The following is a 19,549-nucleotide window of genomic DNA, read 5'->3' as shown; positions in this document are numbered from 1 at the left end:
CACTTTCATGCGTCCTTCCCTGGACCTGCGGCCCGGATGCGCGCCTGGGCAGATAGATGGGTGCGCCATTGCTCCTCTCTCCCGGTACTCGTCCGGCGGGCGCACCCATTCGAAGCTTCGCTCCGATAGGCCAGGGCAGGAAAGCACCGGTCTCGCTAGGCCGATGGCTGGCGTGTTCCTCGCACAATCATCGTTCCTGCCCCTTGATCGGTGAACAGCTCGCGCAGTAGCACATGAGGCTCGCGGCCATCGACAATATGCACGCGGGGCACAGAGCGCAGGGCGTCCAGGCATGCTGCGACCTTGGGGATCATGCCGCCCTGGATCACGCCCTCATCGATCAAACGCAGCGCCTCCTCCTCTGTCAGCTCCGAGATGAGGCTGCCATCGGGGCGACAGATTCCCACCACGTTGCTCAGGAAAATCAGCTTCTCGGCATTGAGGGCGCCCGCCAGGTGGGCAGCTACAACATCCGCGTTGATATTGAGGCAGGTGCCGTCAGGTCCCTGACCAAGGGGCGCAATAATTGGAATATACCCCTGCTCGACCAGCACCTGCACCAGCGTGGGATCAACCTCTTCGACCTCGCCGACAAAGCCCAGACGTTCATCCGCGATCCGCGCGCGTACCAGACCTGCATCGGTTCCACAGAGGCCGATGGCTTTGCCGCCCATCTGCGAGGCCATCAGGACCAGCCCCTGATTGACCTGTCCCAACAGGACCATGCGCACCACTTCCAGCGTCTGAGCATCGGTCACCCGCAGACCATTTTCAAAGCGGGTGGGGATCTGCAAGCGCTTGAGCCACTCATTAATATAGGGGCCGCCACCATGCACCAGGACCGGCCTGGCGCCGAGGGCGCTGAGCCAGATGATATCCTGTAAGACCACCTGCTGGTGCTCCAGCGTGCTCCCCCCCAATTTTATCACAAGAATTTTCCCCTTGAGGTAATCGATATATGGAAGCGCCTCGCGTAAAACCTCGGCGATGAGATGATGATCACTAATGATATCTCCATCAGGTGTCCTAGAAAACGCAATAGCCATCTCTCTGCTAACTCCTCGTCAGACCGTCGTCGAACACATTTCAGCCGGCGCCGGCAGGGTTGTAACGTTGTTGCCCCTTCTTTCAACGCGAGTGGGTTGCTTCCTGCGCTGACCCGGCCAGGGCCGGCCCTGGCCTTGTGCCTGGGTCTTGTGCCGCCTGAGTCGGCAGTGGAGCGGGGCGCGAAGGAGCGTTCCACTCGCATATAAGCGTGTCAAGGATAGACTGCTCCCCCCTGCAGGCCACAGCGCTCATCGAAGCCAAACATGCAATTGGCGTTTTGCAGCGCCTGGCCGGAGGCACCCTTGACCAGATTGTCCAGGCAGGAGAGTACCAGCAGCCGCCCGCTGCGCTCATCCACAGTGGCATACAGCAGGCAATGGTTACTGCCATAGGTCCACTTCGTATGTGGTGGTTGATCGACAACGTGAACAAACGGCTCGCCCGCATAGTAGTCACGGTAGAGCGCCTGGACCTGGGAGCTGGTTGGCAGGCGGCCAGAGCCATCGGGCTGCAGCTCTGCATAGCAGGTAGCCAGGATGCCACGCGTCATAGGCGTCAAGTGGGGAACAAAGGTCAGGCGCAGGCCCGGCTCATAGGTCTGGCCAGCGGCGCGGGCCGCTGTTTCTAGCTCTTGCACAATCTCGGGCCAGTGGCGGTGCCCCCCGAGGCTATAGGCGCTCAAATCCTCATTGGCCTCGGCATAATGGGTATCCAGGCGCAGGCCGCGCCCGGCCCCGCTCACTCCTGACTTTGCATCGACGATCAGGTCCCGGCTGACGAGGCCCGCCGACAGAGCTGGCAGCAGGGCCAGAATGATCGCCGTCGCATAGCAGCCAGGGTTAGCCACCAGCGCCGTCGTGCGGATACGCTCGCGATAGCGCTCACACAATCCATAGACGGCCTGCTCCAACAAGGCAGGAGCCGGATGCGTATGCTTATACCACTCCTGATAGAGGGAAGGATTGCGCAGGCGGAAATCAGCGGAGAGATCCACCACCCGCGTGCCGCGCTGGAGCAGAGCCTGGACCGCCTCGGCGGCAGCGGCGTGGGGGAGACAGACAAAAGCCAGCTCCGTTGCCTCTGGCTCCTCCATAATCTCTAACTCGGCCAGGTGGCGTGCCTCCTCCTGGCAGGCGCCACCGGCCAAAGCGTACAACTGGGGAAAGACCTGACCCAGGCGCTGGCCAGCAGCGCTGCGCCCTGTCACCGAAGTGACGCGAAAGTGAGGGTGATTGGCCAGCAGCCTCAGCAGCTCCAGACCGGTATAGCTGGTAACATTGAGAATTGAAACGCTCACCATTGACAACACGCTCCTGAACTCCTGGGCTGTAGCGAGGAACGAGGGCTGCATACGCGCTGGCCGACTGGCCTGACGGTGGCCGCCACATTGAGATGGCGGTGGAACTGCCCGCCCGCCAGCCCTCCGAGAAGCCAGCCAGTCAGAGAAACCAAATAAAAACGCCCTCGTCCCTGACCACCATGCATCGAAGGGACGAGAGCAGATAGAAACGCTCCCGCGGTACCACCCTGCTTGTCACCACCTGCAGCGCAGCCTCGGCCTGGCAGCGCAGTGGTCTGCAGCTCCACTCTCCTCAGGCGACAAGCAACAGTAGAGCGCTCGTCCACCGTCTTGCTCGCTATCTGCTTCTGCCCACCCCCAACGTCCCGCCTGTTGTTGCCGCTTGCTGAGCCGATCGATCCATCGTGGCCAGTTCGCTTCCTCCCAGGCCCTCCGCCAGTCGACCACGCCACGAACGGGTCACCGCTGCAGTCTGCTCATGCCAGCACCCGAGATTCCTCACCTCATCGTGACGAACTGTGCTGTGACCACTCTTGCTGGTTATACTGCTGCGTGGGGACCACCCACCTGGCCTACTTGCCCACAGCCGACCGTGTCTGTCTCTCTTGCGGCGAGCAAGAGGAAACGCGGCAACCTGGACTTTCTTCGGCCAGCCGCTCACGAACGGGTTCTGAGCCGACGGGTCCCTGCCGAACTCTCACCGCTCTTCGGCTCGCTGTCGGTCGTCGGACTCATACTAGTTTCGCTCAACGCGGGACAGACTTGTATGCACTTGTTATTGTTCTAAAGGATAGCAGCAGTGGCTGGCGTTGTCAACCACTGGATGAAAGAGCTGCGGTTTTCCTTCCTTTCCTGCCCTTTTCTACTGAGCCGACAATCGGGTATATTACTGGGGGTGTGCCGCCTGGCGGCAGCGACGAGCGGCCAAAAGCACCCGCTGTGGCCGGCCACCCACCCATGTCCACTATGAACACTGACTGACAGATGAGGATGAGGAACGAAGCGTATGTTAGCAGCACGAGAGGCATATCGGGAGAAGATGCTGGTCGCGCTCTCCTCGGTGGGGGCGGCGGTTGGGCTGACCGCCCTGAAGCTCGTAGCTGGTCTGCTCAGCGGCAGCCTGGGAATCCTGGCTGAGGCGGCCCACTCCGGCCTGGACCTGGCGGCGGCTCTGATGACCTTCCTGGCCGTGCGAGTCGCTGACCGGCCCGCCGATGCCACCCATAACTATGGCCATGCCAAGATCGAGAACCTCTCAGCGCTCTTCGAGGCCATCCTGCTGCTGGCTACTGCTCTCTGGATCATCTACGAAGCCCTGCGCCGCCTGATTCTGGGGGAAGGCCAGGTCGAGGCAAGCATCCTGGCGCTCCTGGTGATGACCATCTCGATCGCTGTTGACATTACTCGCTCGCGTGCCCTGCTGCGCGTGGCTCGTCGTCTAGGCAGCCAGGCTCTGGAGGCCGATGCCCTCCACTTCAGCACCGATATCTGGAGTTCTGCCATTGTCATTGCGGGCCTGCTGGTCCTGCGCCTGGCCGAGATCTGGCATCTGCCATCCTGGGTCAAGCAAGCTGACGCCATTGCCGCGCTTGGGGTTTCGCTGATCGTGATCTACGTGGCGCTGCGCCTGACGCGCGAGACGGTTGACGCCTTGCTCGATCGTGCCCCCGAGAAGCTGCTGCAGCACCTGGAGGCGGCCATCCGGCAGGTTGAGGGAGTCAGAGAACTGCGGCGGATACGCGTGCGCCGTGCCGGCAATAAGATCTTCGCCGATGTGGTGGTGGCCGCCCCACGCTCTTTCACCTTCGAGGAGACGCATGCTCTCAGCGAGCGCGTCGAGCAGGCCGCTATCGCCGGGGTACATGCACATGCTCCCCAGGCGGAGGCCGATGTGGTCGTTCATCTGGAGCCGGTGGCCAGTGCCGAGGAGACAGTGCGGGAACAGATCCACTATTTGGCCCAGCAGCAAGGGATTCGGGCCCACGATATTCGCGTGCGCGAGGTCGGGGGCAAGCTGGAGGCAGACTTCGACATCGAAGTGGAGGCCGACATGGACCTGGCCAGCGCGCATGCAGCGGCCACGCGTCTCGAAGAGGCGGTCTTGCGTGGCAATGCCCAGTTGCAGCGTGTCACCACGCACCTGGAGGCGCCAACCGCGACGATCGAGCGCCGCCAGGATGTAACAAGCGACTATCCTGAGATGGTCCAGCACATTCGCCAGCTTGCCGATGGCGTGGCCGGCCCAGGTAGCGCTCACGACATCCACCTCTACCGCTCCTGCCGGGCAGAGGAGTGGGCCGCCGGGACTGAGCCTTGCAAGGAGCGGAGACAAGGCGAAAGGCTGGCAGGCGCAAACGGGCGCGAGGATGAGTTAGATCTTGTCCTTCATATCACCTGTGCCCCCGAGATACCGCTGAGCCAGGCCCATCTCAAAGCCGAGGAAGTGCAGCGCGCCCTGCGTCAAGAGTATCCCCGCCTCGGCTCGGTCGCCATCCATACGGAGCCACCCGAGTGATCGCCTGGGCGCATCCCTCTTCTGCCCGTCTGGCCAGCTGCGCTGCCACGCTGTGCTCCGCCTAACTGTCCGTGGCAAGGAGGTCAGCGTGCGCAGCCGAACGGGCCTATTTTCAAGCAAGGAGGGAAGGGGAGATCAGCGCTGTCCGTTAGTCCGCAGGGCCGCGACGCGCTGGAGCAGTTCTTCGAGGGGGAGTGCGCTCAAAGTCTCCAGTTGCAAATCGGGCGTGGCTTCAGCGGAGAAGGCAGCCTGGCGGGTGAGCACACTGGGGATGGCCACACAGAAGATGCCCGCCCGCCGTGCCGCACGTACCCCATTGGGCGAATCCTCCAAAGCGATGGCCTCCTCAGCCCTGACTCCCAGGCAGCTCAAGACCGCCAGGTAGACCGCCGGGTCAGGTTTGGTCACCTGGACATCGTCGCCACAGCAGATACACTGGAAACGCGAACGGAGGCCGAGGCGTTCTAGATGGCCAACAACCCAGCGCCGCGATGAGGAGGAGGCCACTCCCAGACGCAGACCAAGCCGCTGAGCCGTCTCCAGGTAGTCCAGCACTCCCTCGGCTAGAGGCTGCCCTTCTAAGAGCTGGCGGCAGCGCTCTCGCCGGCTTAGCCGCAGCGCCTCGCGCTCCTCCAGAGAGAAAGAACGCCCCAGGCGACGCTCTAGCTCACGTAGGGGATCAAAGGGGTTGGAAGTGGGACCAATGCCGATGTAGGGAAGCCAGGCTTCCAGTTCGAAGCGCTGGCCATAGCGCTCATAGATCTCCTGCCAGGCCAAAAACTCCGGCACCTCTGTTTCGAGAATGAGACCATCGAAGTCGAAAATCAGGGCAGTAATCATGTCCTCCTTGGCGGGCAGCGCTCCCGCGTCAGGCGTGGTCACGAGCAGGTGTGATGTGTGACGTCGCCATCCGCAGGAGCGTTGCCCAATCACAGGCAAAAATAGGCCGACCTGTGGCCCCCCTGAGCCGGGGCCGGATCGCGCAGGGTCGGATGAGGCTGATAGCTCTGCCTTAAGCATACCACATCAAGCGGACAGTCTGTCTGCCCTGGCCCTGACGCTGTCTGCTTCAGATGTCCGCGCTCCTCGCTCTTCAGACCAGCAGGTCCAGCCAGGAGCCGGCTTTCTTCGCTAAGACACAAACTGGTTACTATAGGCGGCACTGACATCGGGCACAGCCGGAATCAGCTTCAGGGCGGCCATGAAGGTGGCCGTGTCCTGCCAGGTGGCGGGATCATTGTAGCCAAGGTGGCCGTTGCCGCGCCAGATAGGGATCGTCGCTTGCAGCACGTCCCTGGCCCTGGCAAGGTCCATGCCAGGTACATAGCTCTTGCTCAGCTGCAGGGCCTCCTCGGGATTGGCAATGACCTCGCGCAGCCCCCGCAGAGTTGCCTGCACGAAGGCCCGCACCATTTGTGGCTGCTGACGCAAGGTGGTCTGCAAGGTCACGATGCCGTTCGAAATCAGTGGCTGGTAGTCCGAGACCTCAAAGGTGCGCACGGGAAAGCCCTGGCGGCGCAGCTGCAGTGGCTCATTATTCGAATAGCCCATCACGGCATCGACCTTGTGGCCAAGCAAGGCAGCAACCTGAGTGAAGCCAATGGACTGCAGATGAATGTCGTTGACACTCAGGTGCTCGTGGTAGAGCAGTGCCAGGAGCCCGACATAGGTCGCGCCATAGGGGCCAGGCACCCCGACGCTGTGGCCTTTCAGGTCAGCCAGCGTGCGGATCGGCGAATCTGCCGGTACGATCAGACAGACCGGATAGCGCTGGAAGATGGTGGCCACGTCGACGGCTTGCACCCCCTTGCTGCGAGCCGTCAGCTCCTCATCGCCGCTGGCGAAGACAAAGGTGTTGCGCCCCGCCACCATTGACCCGACCAGGTCGGTGACGATTCCATGATTGAAGGTCACGTTCAGTCCAGCCTGGCTGTAGTAGCCTTTGGCTTTGGCGACGTAGAAGGGCGCGAACTGGATATCCGGGATATAGCCCAGACCGATGGTGACATCCGTCAGCGTCTTTCCCCCGTTGGACGCAGACGAGCCTTGCCCCGCCGACTGACCGCAGGCGCCGAGCAAGAGGGAAAACACAAGCAGGCAACTAACGAACACAAAACGCGTGATCTTCCGCATAAGGCACAAAATCCCCCATACGTACAACACAACAGAGCTTGCTTGTCGTGGGTGAGCGACTGACTGGGCATAGGAGCGGCACGCTGGCTGGCCAGCGGCGCCGAGCAGCGTGGTAGGGAGGCCGAAGCAGGACCCTCAATAGACGGCTTCGGCCAGTTTGCTCAGCAGCCAGGCAAGACCGTAGTAGACTGCCGCCAGCGCGGCAAGCAACGCCAGTGTTGCGAACATAAACGGTGTATCATACTGATGCTGTCCTTGCAAGATGAGGCCCCCTAGCCCCTGATTACCGCCGGCGACAAACTCGCCCACCAGGGCGCCGGTGATCGAGAGCGTCAGCCCAGTGCGCACCGCTGCCAGGATGGCCGGCAGCGCCAGGGGAAACTCGATGGCGGTCAGCAATGACCAGCCGGCGGCCCCGTCAACGCGCGCCGCGTCCAAAATGGAGCGATCGATGGTGCGCACACCCAGTGCTGTGGTGATCACCATTGGAAAGAGCACTACCAGCATACACAGAATGACTGTTGGAAGCAAGGTGTAACCCAGCCAGAGCACGAGGAAAGGGGCGATGACGATAGCCGGGATGGCCTGTCCGGCAGCCAGGTAGGGCTGGATAGTGGCGGCGATCAGGCGTGATTTGGCCAGGCCATAGCCCAGAGGCAGCCCGATGAGGACCGCCAGCAGGAAACCCAGGAGGCTTTCTTCAATGGTGGCCAGGGCGTTGACCTCGAAGAGGCCGGAGCTGAAGCCGTCCAGCAGGCGCTGCCAGACGTCGGCAGGGGACGGTAAGAAGAGAGGATTGATGTGCCCGTAGGCACTGCCGAAGTACCACAAGCCCAGCAGCCCGATTGCCACCAGTAAGGGGGGCATCAGGGCCAGGGCTGTAGCCTGTCGACGACGAGTCCCCTGGATGGTGGTGGCCCGCGTGCTCATGAGACCTGTCTGCTCCGCGGCCTCTCTCTGCTGGTCCTGGCGAGGCAGATCGAGAGAGAGTTGCTTTCTGGCTGAGGTAGAAGTGTCGATACCCATCATTGCCCTCGGTGATCCGTTCTCATGACAGCGTCGCAGCTGCTCCCGCGGCGGACCGCGGTACACACGGACCTGCGCGGTCGCGTCCAGGGAAACAACAGTCACGCTGTCAGTTCAACCGACCCGGGGAGCATGTGAGGGAGACGCAGGAAAGCGCTGACGGAGAGCGTGACCGATCGGCTGCGCTGCTCCAGGCGCCTGCTGCTGGTAGCAAGCGGAGGATCAACTCGTCCGTTTCGCGAGATACCAAGCCTTCTCCCATCCGGACTGTTACCGTCGGCTTCGGCCTCTCACCGAATCCATCGCTGGCGCCGGTCACTGGTGGCCCATCAGCCATCAGGGTGGTCCATCCTGATGGCCAGTCTGGCCACTCTCAGCGACGCGCAGCGAGTCGCGGGCTTGGCAGCTCACACGCGGCTGTGGCATAGTAGGGAGCGCGCAGGTGTGCTAGCCTGCTGGCGTGTGGCCGCCATACCGCCGGTCGGGAATTGCACCCTGCCCCGAAGGTCTTGTTTTCATCTTTATCGATATTATGACACAGAGCGCAGAAGCCGTGCAAGAGGGCGCGTGTGTGAGGCCGGGGAGCAAGCAGCGCGACCCGCCTGAAGGGCCGTTCTCTTCCTGGCCACTACCAGACGGGCCGCCGGCGCGGCACGGCGCTGCTGTGCCTAGCTTTGGGCGCGGGTCTGCGCCGTCTTCGTCCCGCTTTCTTCGAGCAGCACGAGCAGCAGGCCCCCCATCAGCCCCAGGTTCTTGAAAAACTGCGTCTGCTGAGCCTGACGGGTCTGGGGATCACGCTCCTGCCAGAACGGGTGGCCGACGATGGTCGTGGGGACCAACGAGGCGAGCAGGACGGCGGCGGCCAGGCGTGGAAACCAGCCCAGGGCGAGGGCACTGCCAGCAACCATCATGGTGGCCCCATTGAGCACGACGGCGCGCTCTGGCTGCGCGATGCCAAAGCGGGCGACGCGTGCCGGACGACCTCCCGGATTGAGGAAGGCGTCGGCTCCTCCTTTGATGAAGATCACGGCCAACAGCAGCCGTGCCAGTGCTCGGATCATAGGTATTCTCTCCGTTTCCTCTCTCTTCTCTAGTGCTCTCAGGCCCGCTACAGGCAGACCGGGGGAGAACCGTCAGGACGACGGAGACAGAGAGAGCTGGCGGCCTCGCTCGCCACGCCAGGCCAGTCTTCCCAGCGCGGGCCAGCAAGACAAGAGCTGAATGAGCCAGCAGTACGCTGGCTCTCCTCTCTTCATTCTAGCCCGTTGGGGCATGGCGCGACCAGCATCTGACTGAGAGGGCAGTCACTCCCGCTGGCCTGCCGACGGACGGCGCATTTGCAGAAGGAGCGAGTTGCGAAATATAATACTCACCCAGGAGGATGTATGGGCGCGGAACTACGGATCATCCCCGTCACAGGTATTGGCGACATCACCCCAGGGAGTGACCTGGGGGTTCTCATCTCTGCGGCCCTGCAGGCCCAGGGAGTGACGCTGGCCAATGGTGATATCCTGGTGGTCACCCAAAAGATTGTCTCGAAGGCCGAAGGGCGACTGGTGCGCCTGGAGGAGGTGACCCCCTCGGCTTTCGCTCTGACAATCGCACGTGAGACCGGCAAGGACCCCCGCCATGTGGAGGTGATTCTGCAGGAGACGCGGCGGCTGGTACGCATGGATCGCGGTGTACTCATCTGTGAGACGCATCACGGCTTTGTCTGTGCCAATGCCGGCGTGGATGAGTCCAATCTCGCTGACCAGCACCAGGTGAGCCTTTTGCCGCGCGATCCTGACCATTCGGCGCGGACGCTGCGGGAACGTCTGTTGTCCCTGGCGGCTTCGGCGGCCTCTCACAGGTCGTCAGAAGGCGAGCCGCTGGAGGAGCTGGCGGTCATCATCTCCGACACCTGGGGGCGACCCTGGCGCAATGGCCAGGTGAACATGGCTATTGGGGTGGCCGGGCTGGAGCCGATCAGAGACTATCGCGGCGAGCCTGATGCCTATGGCCGCGAGCTGCGCGTCAGCGCCATTGCGGTCGCCGATGAGCTCGCAGCGGCTGCTGAGCTGGTGATGGGAAAGAGTGCTGGCGTGCCTGTCGCGCTGATCCGCGGCTACCCCTATATCCCCACGGAGGGCGGGGTTGGACCGCTGCTGCGCGATGCGGCCAGCGATCTGTTTCGTTAGTCTTCTGCCAGGCCTGACCAGGCGACCATCGTGAGATAGATCTCCAGCGTGCCTTGTTCCCTGTCCTTCGTGGTGATCAGGCTGTCCGGGACAGGCGGAGCCTCCATCGCTGACTCGCGCTGGCTCCGCCGCCGGGTCGTCTTGTTGACAAACAGAGAAGAAGGTAGAGCGAACGAGCCGTGACAACTGCTTGTGAACGAGCTGTGACCGTCTCCCAGCGAGCCGGCGACCTGCTGACGCTCTTGCGGAGCCGACGCAGTGTGCGTGCCCTCCAGGAGCGCCCGGTTCCCGAGGCTCTGCTAGAGCAGGTCTTAGAGGCTGCTCGCTGGGCCCCCTCGCCGCATGGCCGCCAGCCCTGGCGCTTCGTCGTCTTCAGCGGGCGGGAGCGCAAGGAGCGGCTGATTGAGCGGATGAGCGCGGCCTGGGAGGCTCAGCTACGGCTAGATCAGCAACCGGAGGAGGTCATCGCTGTACGTCTGGAGAAATCGCGCCAGCGTATCCGGCAAGCTCCGGTGCTGATTCTTCCTTGCCTGTACCTGGAGGACCTGGATCGCTATCCTGATGCCGAGCGCCAGGAGAGTGAGCGCATCATGGCGATCCAGAGTCTGGGAGCTGCCGTACAGAATATGCTCTTGATGGCCTACGAGTTGGGCCTTGATACAGGCTGGATGTGCGCCCCCCTCTTCTGTCCCGCTGCCGTCTGTGAGGCGCTCGATCTGGATCGGCGCCTGCAGCCCCAGGCGCTGATCACTCTGGGCTATGCCGCCGCCGATCCCAAGCGACGGCCTCGTTTGCCCCTGGAGACCCTCGTGATTCGTCTCGATAGTCAGAGCGACGGCGAGCAGCCAGGACAGTGAGAGCGGTGGGGATGGTAGGCATAAGCAGGTAGACAGACAGCCAGAGCTAGAGAAGAGAAGGGAGTAGCGAGAGAGCCATGATTGTTGTGCTCGCCGGTGGCGTTGGGGGAGCGCGCTTTCTCCAGGGCGTCGTCCAGGTGGTTCCGCCTGCGGAGGTCACCGCCATCGTCAACACGGGTGATGATCGCCAATTCTATGGACTGCATGTCTCGCCCGATATCGATATTGTGATCTATACGCTGGCCGGTGTCGTGGACGAGCGCCACGGCTGGGGCATTCGCGATGACACCTATCATGTCATGCAGCAGCTCACCCGCTATGGTCACGAAGACTGGTTTCTGCTGGGAGATCGCGATCTGGCGACGCATATCCATCGCAGCCTGCGCCTGCGCCAGGGACGCACGCCCAGCGAGGTGACCGATGAGCTGCGCCGCCTCTTTGGGTTGCCGCTGCGTATTCTGCCTATGAGCGATGAGCCGGTGGCGACACATATTCAGACCCCCGCCGGCCTGCTCCATTTTCAAGAGTACATGGTCAAGCGACGCTGCATGGATGAGGTGCAGGGCGTCGTTTTTGTCGGCCTCGAGCAGGCCAGACCAGCCCCGGGCGTGCTTGAGGCGCTGCGCCAGGCCGAGGCCGTGCTGCTTGCCCCGAGCAATCCCATCGTCAGCATCGGCAGCATCCTGGCCCTGCCTGGCGTGCGCGAAACGCTGCAGGAGACCTCTGCCACGGTGGCTGCCATCAGTCCCATCGTAAGCGGCGCTCCTCTCAAAGGGCCGGCGGATAAGCTGATGCGCGGCCTCGGATACGAGGTCTCCGCCTTGGGGGTGGCCCGCTGCTACGCCGACTTTCTGGATGTCATGGTCATCGACCAGCAAGACGCAACTCTGGCTCCGGCCATCGAGGCCCTTGGCCCGCGTGTGCTGGTCACTGACACCATCATGCGCGATAACCAGACCAAAGTCCGCCTGGCGCGTGAGGTGCTGCACAGCTGTGCACGAGCCGTCTAGTCCGGGAACAAATGGTTCGGGAGGGGCGACTACCGTGACGGCTCACCAGGAAGAAGAGCAAGGGAGTGAACAGGTAGCGGCTTTTTCATCCCGCTGCAGCGCGCTCATCCCTGTGAAAGCGTTAGCGGCAGCGAAGAGCCGGCTGGCGGGTTACTTACCACCTGCCCGGCGTGCCCGGCTGGTGCTGAGCATGCTCCATCACGTGGTGAGGACCCTGCAGGCCAGCGGCCAGTTCTCCAGGATTGTGGTCGTGAGCGCCGACGAGCGCGTGCGCGCCTGGGCAGTCAGCTGGGGAGCGGAAGGATGGCCCGAGGAGCAGCCAGGGCACAACGCAGCGCTGGAGGCCGCGGCCCGGCGCCTGCGAACCGAAGGGGTGGCGATGCTGCTCACCATCTCCGCCGATCTCCCGTTGCTCAAGAACGAGGAGGTCGAGGCGCTGCTGGCGCAGGGTCGGCGCTATCCGGTGGTGCTGGCGCCAGCCCACGACGGCCAGGGCACGAATGCCCTGCTGCTGCGACCTCCCTTACTGCTGCCCTATCTGTTCGGGGAAGAGAGCTTCCGACGCTACTGCGAGGCTTCCCAACGTCGCCACCTCGCCTATAGCCGCTATGAGAGTCCGGGGCTGGCTCTCGACATCGATACTCTGGAGGACCTCCAGCGCTCGGGTCTGGTCGAGCGCTGGCTGACCGCCAGGTCCTCCTCGCATTGTCTCAGGGAGATGACACCATGCCAGTCGTTGGATATTCCGCAGCCTTAGAGCAGTTCCATCCCAGCGACCTCCTGCGCTGGTGCCGGGAGGCCGAGGAAGCCGGTTTTGGCGGCGTCATGGCCGCTGATCACTTCCATCCCTGGACGCCGACCCAGGGGCAGAGTCCCTTTGTCTGGTCCTGGATGGGCGCCCTCGGGCTGGCCACGCAGAAGCTGACCTTTGGCCCAGGCGTCACCTGCGCCTCCTACCGCTACCATCCGGCCATCATTGCCCAGGCCGCAGCCACCCTGGCAGCCATGTACCCCGGGCGCTTCTGGCTGGGAATCGGCACCGGCGAAGCGCTCAACGAGCACGTCGTCGGTGGTGAATGGCCCGAGGCGCCGATCCGTCTGGAGCGCATGATCGAGTCAATCGAGATCATCAAACTGCTCTTCAGCGGCAAAAAGGTCCGCTACAGCGGCAAGCACCTGCGCATGGAGAGTGCTCGCCTCTACACGCGCCCGGAGACGCCACCCCCAATCCTGGTAGCGGCCTCCGGTCCCAAAGCGGCGGAGACGGCTGGACGTCTGGGCGATGGCCTGATCACGCCGGCTGCGCCGCCAGAAAAGCTCAAGATGCTGTTGGAGCGCTTTGAGAAGGGGGCGCGCGAGGCCGGCAAGGACCCGAGCACGATGCCGCGTCTGCTCCAGCTGCACGTCTCCTGGGCCCCAACCCACGAAGAGGCCGTCAACAACGCCCTGAAGGAATGGCCCAATGGCGGCATCAAGGCCCCGAAGCAAGATATTCGCTCGCCGGAGGATTTTGAAGCCTTTGCTCAGCTGGTGCGCCCCGAGGACTTCCAGGGCCGCGTCTTGATCTCGCCTGACCTGGAAGAGCACCGACGTCATATCCAGAGCTTCTTTGATCTTGGTTTCGACGAGGTCCATGTCCACAACGTAGGACGGGACCAGAGCAGTTTTATCCGAGCCTACGGCGAGGCCGTTATTCCAGCCCTACGCCAGCCGGCAACCCCCTCGCGGCAGGCTCCTACCTCCTGAGAAGGGAGATTGGCTCTCCTGACTCAGCCAGCGAACGGGTGAACACCTACCTGCCAAGCCCCCAATTCCTGGCTACGGTCGAAACTGGCCGCCAGGGGCTGGGGGCTTGCGCGACCAGCATCTGTCAGCACAAGCACAATGGAATGGAGGAGGCAAACAATCGATGGCTGCGCTCTCAGAGCGCGCACGCGCCTTTCTACAAGAGAAGCCGCGCTTTGGCGTCCTCGGTACAGTGAACACCGACGGCTCCCCTCACCTGACCACCATGTGGTTTCTGCTGGATGGAGACGAGATCCTTATGAATACGAGGGTGGGACGGGTGAAGGAGCGGAACATGCGCCGTGACCCGCGGGTCTCCCTGTGCGTTGAGGATGGCTATCGCTACGTCACGATCAGCGGTCGGGTGCGCCTCATCGACGATCCGACGGTGGCCCAGGCCGATATCTATCGCCTGGCCCGCTACTATGATGGCGAAGAAAAGGCGCGCCAGCAGATGGAACACTTCAGCAGGGAGCAGCGGGTGACCGTGCGGCTCGCTTGTGAGCAGGTCCTCGAACACTTCTAAGGGTTAGGCCCTCGGCGAGGCTGCTAAGCTAAGGCGGGCTGGCGGAGAAAGGACGTCTGACCTGAAGAGAAAGCAGAGCGGACCAGGCCAACAGACGGGGGAAGCCAGAGCAATGGGACCTGTTCCCACTCTCTGGCCTCTCCCCGCGGCATGGTAGGGTGGCTGTGATGTTGCGGCTTTGAGGTCAGGCTGCTACTGTCAAGAGTCCCTTACGAGGAGGAGACCTCCGTAGCCGGAGCAGCAGCCTCGACAGCCGGAGGGGCCTCAGGGCGTACGGCGGGACGCTCGCCGAGCCGGCGCGGGCGCCAGACACGGACATACTCGGCCAGGAAGTAGGACCCAATGACCAGGATGGCCGCCAGAGCCTGAGCCACCAGCCCCTCAACGTTGGGGAAGACCGCGAACCAGAGACCCATCCAGTCAGGAATGGGCAAGGGAACAGGGGTAGTGCCAAGCCAGCCTGCCAGCTGCATTTCCTGAATGCTCTCGCCCACCATCACGATCAGCACTACGCCTAGCAACACGCCCGTCAAGACCAACATCTTCTTGTAGGGCAGCCGATGGTGAGCCACGAATGTCAGCGCTCCGACGCTGGCTGTGAAGGCCAGGCCAATCAAGACGCCAATGAGAACGATGCCTGAACCAACCTGCATGCGCAGATTCTGCAGGAAGAGCACGACCTCAAAGCCTTCACGATAGACCGAGGTGAAGCCCAGGACAACCATGCCCCAGACAATACGCGCTTCTTCATCTTCGCCCAGGCTCAGCAGGCTGCGCCGTCGGCGATTATGGAAGGAAATCCAACCGGTCCAGTAGACACGGTGGAAAAACCAGTTCATGATAATGAGGAGGACAATGACTGCAAGCAGACCGGTGGCGGCCTGGATATGTAGCTCTGGGGCATTTACCTGGCTGAGAATACCGACCACTACAAACCAGGTGACCAGGGTCGCCAGAAGAGCTAGCCCGGCTCCAGTCGCAATCGGGCGGCGATATTTGTCGTGCTTTCCCATCATGCTGGCCGTAATCGCCGCCAGCACGAGGATGGTCTCAAGCCCCTCACGAAACACCAGCAAACCAGTATCCAAAATAGCTGCGCCCGGACTCAGATGCGGTACAGTGGGGTCGGGATTGCCCTGGGCCGTAATGCCTTGCCAGACAAGGGCCGCGACAATCACCAATCCAGCCAGCAGCAGTACTGCGCGGATGATACGCTGTAGAAGACTCCCGGTAAAGTAGGCTTGTAAGTACCTCACTCCAGCAAGTCCTTTCGTCTCTTCCTTCTTCTCTCTACCCGGTGGTGACGTGTCTCGCTTTGCTGATCCGCTTGCTGCCCTTTCAATATTAGGGCAGGCTAATATCTTAGTGATGTACTCGGATATTAGCATTTCCTAATCGACTTTGTCAAGGGGCAGACCGGCTTTCTGAAGACTCCTCCGCCTCATTACCGGGGCGTGCATTAAAAATGCGTTAAAATTGTAGGCCACGCACTATCTCTATATATCTGAATTGACATATCCATCTCCTCTTTCCTAAACTGAGAAGTGTTCTGAGCCAGAGCTGTGCATTCTCCCAGTAGAGTGGAGGGGCACGCTGGAAAGAAAGGAGTAAGAGAGGAAAACATGCGCTGGTGGTTCTTCCGACGCAAACCCGCGGCAGCGCCGGCAGCTTCTCCCCGCCCCGAGAGCAGCCCACAGTCGGTGCGCCCACGCACATGGGCAGGCGAAGTCACCTTACCGCATCTGGGTGATAGCGATGGACGACGCTATCTGGACGAGCAGCCGTATGTCCTGCCCAAGGATCTCCAGGAGATCAATCGGCTCGACTTTCAGCATTATGTGCTGCGAGCCATCTTGAAGAGGAACTATCTGGCCCCGCTTCGTCAGCCACGCCAGATTCTTGATGTAGGCTGTGGTACGGGGCAGTGGGCCTACGAGCTGGCGAGGGAATACCCCCAGGCCACCGTTGTCGGGTTAGACGTCGAAGAGGCCAAGAACTCGACTGCCCCTCCACCGAACTATCGCTTTGTCTCGGGCGATATTCTCAAGGGCCTTCCCTTCCCTGATCACAGTTTCGACTTTGTTCATCAGCGGCTACTTCACTCAGCCCTACCGCTGACTGCCTGGCCAGGAGCTGTGAAGGAACTGGCGCGAGTGACGGCTCCCGGTGGCTGGGTCGAGTTACTGGAGCTTAATCCAGAAGTGATCCCTTCGGGGCCTGCAGGTCAGCGGCTGCGGCAGATTATCTTGCAACTGGTAGCTCTGCGAGGATTGGATGCTGAGGGGGTAGTGGCCCGTTCTCTGGATCTCTATCTGGCAGAGGCTGGCCTGGTCGAGGTTGAGCGCCATGTGGTGGAGGTGCCGCTGGGAGACTGGGGAGGGCGTCTTGGCTCTCTGCTGGCACTCGACTTCCGCGAGGTGGCGCTGGCTATGTGTGGACCGGTAACGGCGCGTTTTGGGCTATCGCGTGAAGACTATCTTGCACTGCTTGAGACGACCATGAAGGAATGGAACGAGCTGAAATCCTGCCATCATTTTATCGTCGCCTACGGGCGCAAGCCCTGAGCGGTCCAGCCAGGCTGAGGCTCCCTGGTCGCTGCGCCTGCTCTTGCCGGGAAGAGAAAGCGCTTGAAGAGAGGTCTCCGGCGAGCCACCCATGAAGCTTCTTCACTTCACCCCTGAGAAGGGAAAAAGAGAAACAAGAGTCTGCCCTCGAGGGCATCCGCGGGTATCTTGATCCCCGATGTGTCGCTCTTGCCCGTCGAGACGGGCCATTGGCGGGTGAGAGAGACACAGCAGCAGCGGACCGGACGTAGCCGCGGGCGATCGCTGATCGCATGCGCTTCGTAGGAAGAAGAAAGGACAAGTCATGATGTCAACCCAGTGTGGCCCCACAGATAGACTGCGAGTGAGTTCTTCTCTGGTCTTAGAGAGAGAGGTGAACAAGGAGGAACCATGCCCTGGTGGTTCTTTAAGCACGGCGGGGGGAGCGAAGCCGAACCGACGGAGAGCGAGCCGGCCCCAGGAGAAGGACGGCTACTAAGCAGTCTCCCCGGAGAAAGAGGCCATGCTGCTGAGTTCAGCCAGTTTTCTCTCCAATCCCTTCCCAAGGACCTGCGAGAGATTGACCGTCTTGACCTCCAGCACTATGCCCTACGAGTGGTTCTGCAGGCCAACTATCTGGCCCCCGTGGGCCTGCCGCGCCGTATTCTCGACACAGGTTGCGGAACAGGGCAGTGGGCCTATGACCTCTGTCAAGAATTCCCCCAGGCCACCGTTGTTGGTCTGGACATTGAGCCAATCAAGCAGACTACCAATCTGCCATCGAATTTTCGCTTTGTGCGAGCCAACCTCCTGGATGGTCTCCCCTTTGCCAACGACAGCTTTGACTTCGTTCACCAGCGTCTCCTGGCGCTCTCCCTGCCCGTCACCTGCTGGCCAGTCCTCGTCAAAGACCTCGCGCGGGTGACAGCCCCCGGCGGCTGGGTCGAGCTAATTGAAGGCAGCGCGGAGGTCGCTCCCGCGGGCCCGGCGACGCAAGAGGTCTTCTCTCTCATTGGACAGTACCTGCTGGCGCGTGGCCTTGATGGCCAGGGGAACGTAGCCCGCTCCCTAGTGCGTTACCTTGAGGAGGCAGGTCTGAGCGCCATCCAGCAGCGTACTGTCGCCGTCCCAGTTGGCGAGTGGGGCGGCCCAATCGGTCACCTGATCGCTCTGGACTTCCGCGAAACATTCCTGGCGCTCAGCGAACGCGTTGCCCAGCGTTTCCAGCTTCCGACCGAGGCTCTGGTGGCCCTGCTCCAGAGCATGCGGCGCGAGTGCAACGACCTGCACACCTGCTATTCCTTTATCGTGGCCTACGGGCAGAAGCGCTAAAACCGCTGCCAGACGGTAGATCAGCTAGCGTCGCAGCCGCGTAGGAGTTCCGGAGTCGGGTTCCAGCCCCTGAAGCCAGCTGTCCCTGGCTAGGCCGGCGTCCTCTCGGCCAGGAGGGAGGGAGGGGCGCAGCGCCGTCGGCTGGGCGCTATAGCTAATCCAGAGGCCGTTGGTCGTGGTCCAGGTCGCTACAGCACAATAGCGAAAACCAGCGGGTAGGCCCGTTGGAGCAGGTTGCTGGCTCAACTGCTGATTCAAATGCTCTTCGAAGATGGCGGCCAGACCGGTTACCGACAGTCCCCCCAGATCGGCGTGCAGCACATGCACCTGAAGGTGGCAGGTCGCGGTCACAGGCTGAACCTGCAGGAAGAACGGGCGTGTCAGCGCCAGGCCGAAGAGTGTCAGCGTCTCCTGACCTGTGACCTCGATCAGATCCCGAGGCTGGAGCGTGACGCGCACCTGGCTCACCTGACCGGGCAGGCCGGCCCGAGGGAGATTGCGCGCCACGAGTGCCGTCAGGTAGGCCGGGGAGAGCTGGAGCACCAGATCGCTCTCGCCAGAGGTAGGGGATGACGAAGGGAGAGGAGAGTGATCCGGGCTGAGGAAGAGCAGCGCCACCAGCCAGAGAGCCAGCATGCCGCTGAGCAGTCCCAAGAGGAACGTTCCCGCTGGAAGCCAGCGTCGAAGACGATGAGGGGCCGGGGTAGAGGAGAGTTGTGGCGGCCCTGCTTCGGTATCGGGCAGCGAGTCGGATAGCCGCCGGGTCGGGCGCGCCCCTCGCGCTGGGGGAAACTGGGTCTCGCTCAGTTCCCAGATCGGGGGGGCATCAGGCAGATAGCTAGCCTCGATCGGGGGGGCATCAGGCAGATAGCTAGCCTCCGCCGGCTCAACAAGGTCACGGTCGGAGAGATCAGCGGCGCTCTCGAAGACAGGGGAAGGGGCGACCTCAGAAGCTGAGTCGGCCTCATCATCGCCGTCGGCGCTGGTGTTGGCGAACCAGGACATAGCTGGCGACACTCCTTTAGCAAGCAAACCTGCACTGTATCATAGCCGTTCGGCCCCAACTGCGCAAGAGGTGCTCTCTTTTGGGCAGATTGCCCAAAAGAGAGCACCTTGCTTTCAGACAAAGTGCCCGTAGTCTCTGCAGCAAGGGGGACGTATCATAGAAGCAAGTAGGGGAGCTGGCCTCGGCTGAAAGCAGGACAAGCCCGTTCCAGAGATTGGAATCAGGGATTGGAAAGCTGAGCGCCAGCGCGCCGATTGCCATCAGTTCAGCGGGATAGAGATAGCGAGCG

17 protein-coding genes and 1 riboswitch are annotated in these 19,549 nt (G+C 62.1%); of the genes, 9 read left to right on the top strand and 8 right to left on the bottom strand.

Going from position 1 to position 19,549, the window contains the following annotated elements:
- Positions 1-155: 155 nt before the first annotated feature.
- Positions 156-1,046: an acetylglutamate kinase gene (argB, locus tag A4R35_RS03320; protein ID WP_112426523.1), complete on the bottom strand. Its 891-nt coding sequence runs from the start codon at positions 1,044-1,046 to the stop codon at positions 156-158.
- Between the two features lie 212 nt (positions 1,047-1,258).
- A complete protein-coding gene (argC, locus tag A4R35_RS03315) occupies positions 1,259-2,347 on the bottom strand; it encodes an N-acetyl-gamma-glutamyl-phosphate reductase (RefSeq protein WP_112426521.1) in 1,089 nt (362 codons plus the stop codon).
- A gap of 1,006 nt (positions 2,348-3,353) precedes the next feature.
- Here argC and A4R35_RS03310 point away from each other — a divergent pair.
- The gene (locus tag A4R35_RS03310; RefSeq protein ID WP_112426519.1) at positions 3,354-4,862 is read left to right on the top strand and encodes a cation diffusion facilitator family transporter; all 1,509 of its coding nucleotides are present in this window, start codon (positions 3,354-3,356) and stop codon (positions 4,860-4,862) included.
- Positions 4,863-4,997: 135 nt separating this feature from the next.
- On the opposite strand, the gene A4R35_RS03305 is transcribed toward A4R35_RS03310, so the two are convergent.
- From A4R35_RS03305 to A4R35_RS03290, 4 genes are all read right to left on the bottom strand, one after another.
- Entirely contained in the window at positions 4,998-5,702 is a 705-nt protein-coding gene (locus tag A4R35_RS03305) for an HAD family hydrolase (protein ID WP_189361271.1), read from the bottom strand.
- A 291-nt stretch (positions 5,703-5,993) separates the two neighbouring features.
- A complete protein-coding gene (locus tag A4R35_RS03300) occupies positions 5,994-6,995 on the bottom strand; it encodes an ABC transporter substrate-binding protein (RefSeq protein ID WP_112426515.1) in 1,002 nt (333 codons plus the stop codon).
- A gap of 135 nt (positions 6,996-7,130) precedes the next feature.
- The gene (locus A4R35_RS03295; protein WP_189361270.1) at positions 7,131-7,925 is read right to left on the bottom strand and encodes an ABC transporter permease; all 795 of its coding nucleotides are present in this window, start codon (positions 7,923-7,925) and stop codon (positions 7,131-7,133) included.
- 342 nt (positions 7,926-8,267) lie between these two features.
- Positions 8,268-8,533: riboswitch (FMN riboswitch) on the bottom strand.
- Between the two features lie 156 nt (positions 8,534-8,689).
- Positions 8,690-9,082, bottom strand: coding sequence for a DoxX family protein (locus tag A4R35_RS03290; protein ID WP_112426512.1), 393 nt, complete (start codon positions 9,080-9,082; stop codon positions 8,690-8,692).
- 324 nt (positions 9,083-9,406) lie between these two features.
- Here A4R35_RS03290 and cofE point away from each other — a divergent pair, with 324 nt between their 5' ends.
- The 6 genes from cofE to A4R35_RS03260 all read left to right on the top strand — a co-directional run bounded on the left by cofE (position 9,407) and on the right by A4R35_RS03260 (position 14,379).
- Positions 9,407-10,201 (top strand): coenzyme F420-0:L-glutamate ligase, encoded by a 795-nt coding sequence (cofE, locus tag A4R35_RS03285; RefSeq protein ID WP_112426510.1) that lies wholly within the window; start codon positions 9,407-9,409, stop codon positions 10,199-10,201.
- A 179-nt stretch (positions 10,202-10,380) separates the two neighbouring features.
- Complete coding sequence (locus tag A4R35_RS03280; RefSeq protein WP_223258171.1) at positions 10,381-11,058, top strand: nitroreductase family protein; 678 nt, start codon at positions 10,381-10,383, stop codon at positions 11,056-11,058.
- Between the two features lie 77 nt (positions 11,059-11,135).
- A complete protein-coding gene (gene cofD / locus A4R35_RS03275) occupies positions 11,136-12,068 on the top strand; it encodes a 2-phospho-L-lactate transferase (protein WP_112426508.1) in 933 nt (310 codons plus the stop codon).
- Entirely contained in the window at positions 12,052-12,825 is a 774-nt protein-coding gene (gene cofC / locus A4R35_RS03270) for a 2-phospho-L-lactate guanylyltransferase (RefSeq protein ID WP_223258170.1), read from the top strand. The genes cofD and cofC overlap by 17 nt, the downstream gene beginning before the upstream one ends.
- The gene (locus A4R35_RS03265; protein WP_112426504.1) at positions 12,795-13,814 is read left to right on the top strand and encodes a TIGR03557 family F420-dependent LLM class oxidoreductase; all 1,020 of its coding nucleotides are present in this window, start codon (positions 12,795-12,797) and stop codon (positions 13,812-13,814) included. The genes cofC and A4R35_RS03265 overlap by 31 nt, the downstream gene beginning before the upstream one ends.
- Before the next feature lie 163 nt (positions 13,815-13,977).
- Positions 13,978-14,379 carry a PPOX class F420-dependent oxidoreductase gene (locus A4R35_RS03260; RefSeq protein WP_112426502.1) on the top strand — a complete coding sequence of 134 codons (402 nt, stop codon included), beginning with the start codon at positions 13,978-13,980 and terminating at the stop codon, positions 14,377-14,379.
- Positions 14,380-14,588: 209 nt separating this feature from the next.
- On the opposite strand, the gene A4R35_RS03255 is transcribed toward A4R35_RS03260, so the two are convergent.
- Positions 14,589-15,635: an FTR1 family iron permease gene (locus A4R35_RS03255; protein ID WP_223258169.1), complete on the bottom strand. Its 1,047-nt coding sequence runs from the start codon at positions 15,633-15,635 to the stop codon at positions 14,589-14,591.
- Between the two features lie 366 nt (positions 15,636-16,001).
- Between A4R35_RS03255 and A4R35_RS03250 the strand changes: the two genes are divergently transcribed.
- Positions 16,002-16,943 (top strand): class I SAM-dependent methyltransferase, encoded by a 942-nt coding sequence (locus tag A4R35_RS03250; protein ID WP_112426498.1) that lies wholly within the window; start codon positions 16,002-16,004, stop codon positions 16,941-16,943.
- 390 nt (positions 16,944-17,333) lie between these two features.
- A complete protein-coding gene (locus A4R35_RS03245) occupies positions 17,334-18,254 on the top strand; it encodes a class I SAM-dependent methyltransferase (protein WP_112426496.1) in 921 nt (306 codons plus the stop codon).
- A gap of 24 nt (positions 18,255-18,278) precedes the next feature.
- Here A4R35_RS03245 and A4R35_RS03240 read toward each other — a convergent pair whose 3' ends face one another.
- Positions 18,279-19,259, bottom strand: a complete 981-nt coding sequence (locus A4R35_RS03240) for a hypothetical protein (RefSeq protein WP_112426494.1) — start codon at positions 19,257-19,259, stop codon at positions 18,279-18,281.
- Between the last annotated feature and the right edge of the window lie 290 nt (positions 19,260-19,549).

Source organism: Thermogemmatispora tikiterensis, assembly GCF_003268475.1.
GTDB lineage: Bacteria > Chloroflexota > Ktedonobacteria > Ktedonobacterales > Ktedonobacteraceae > Thermogemmatispora > Thermogemmatispora tikiterensis.
The sequence above is the reverse complement of the archived record's forward strand: the minus strand, read 5'-3'. Positions and strand labels throughout refer to the sequence as shown.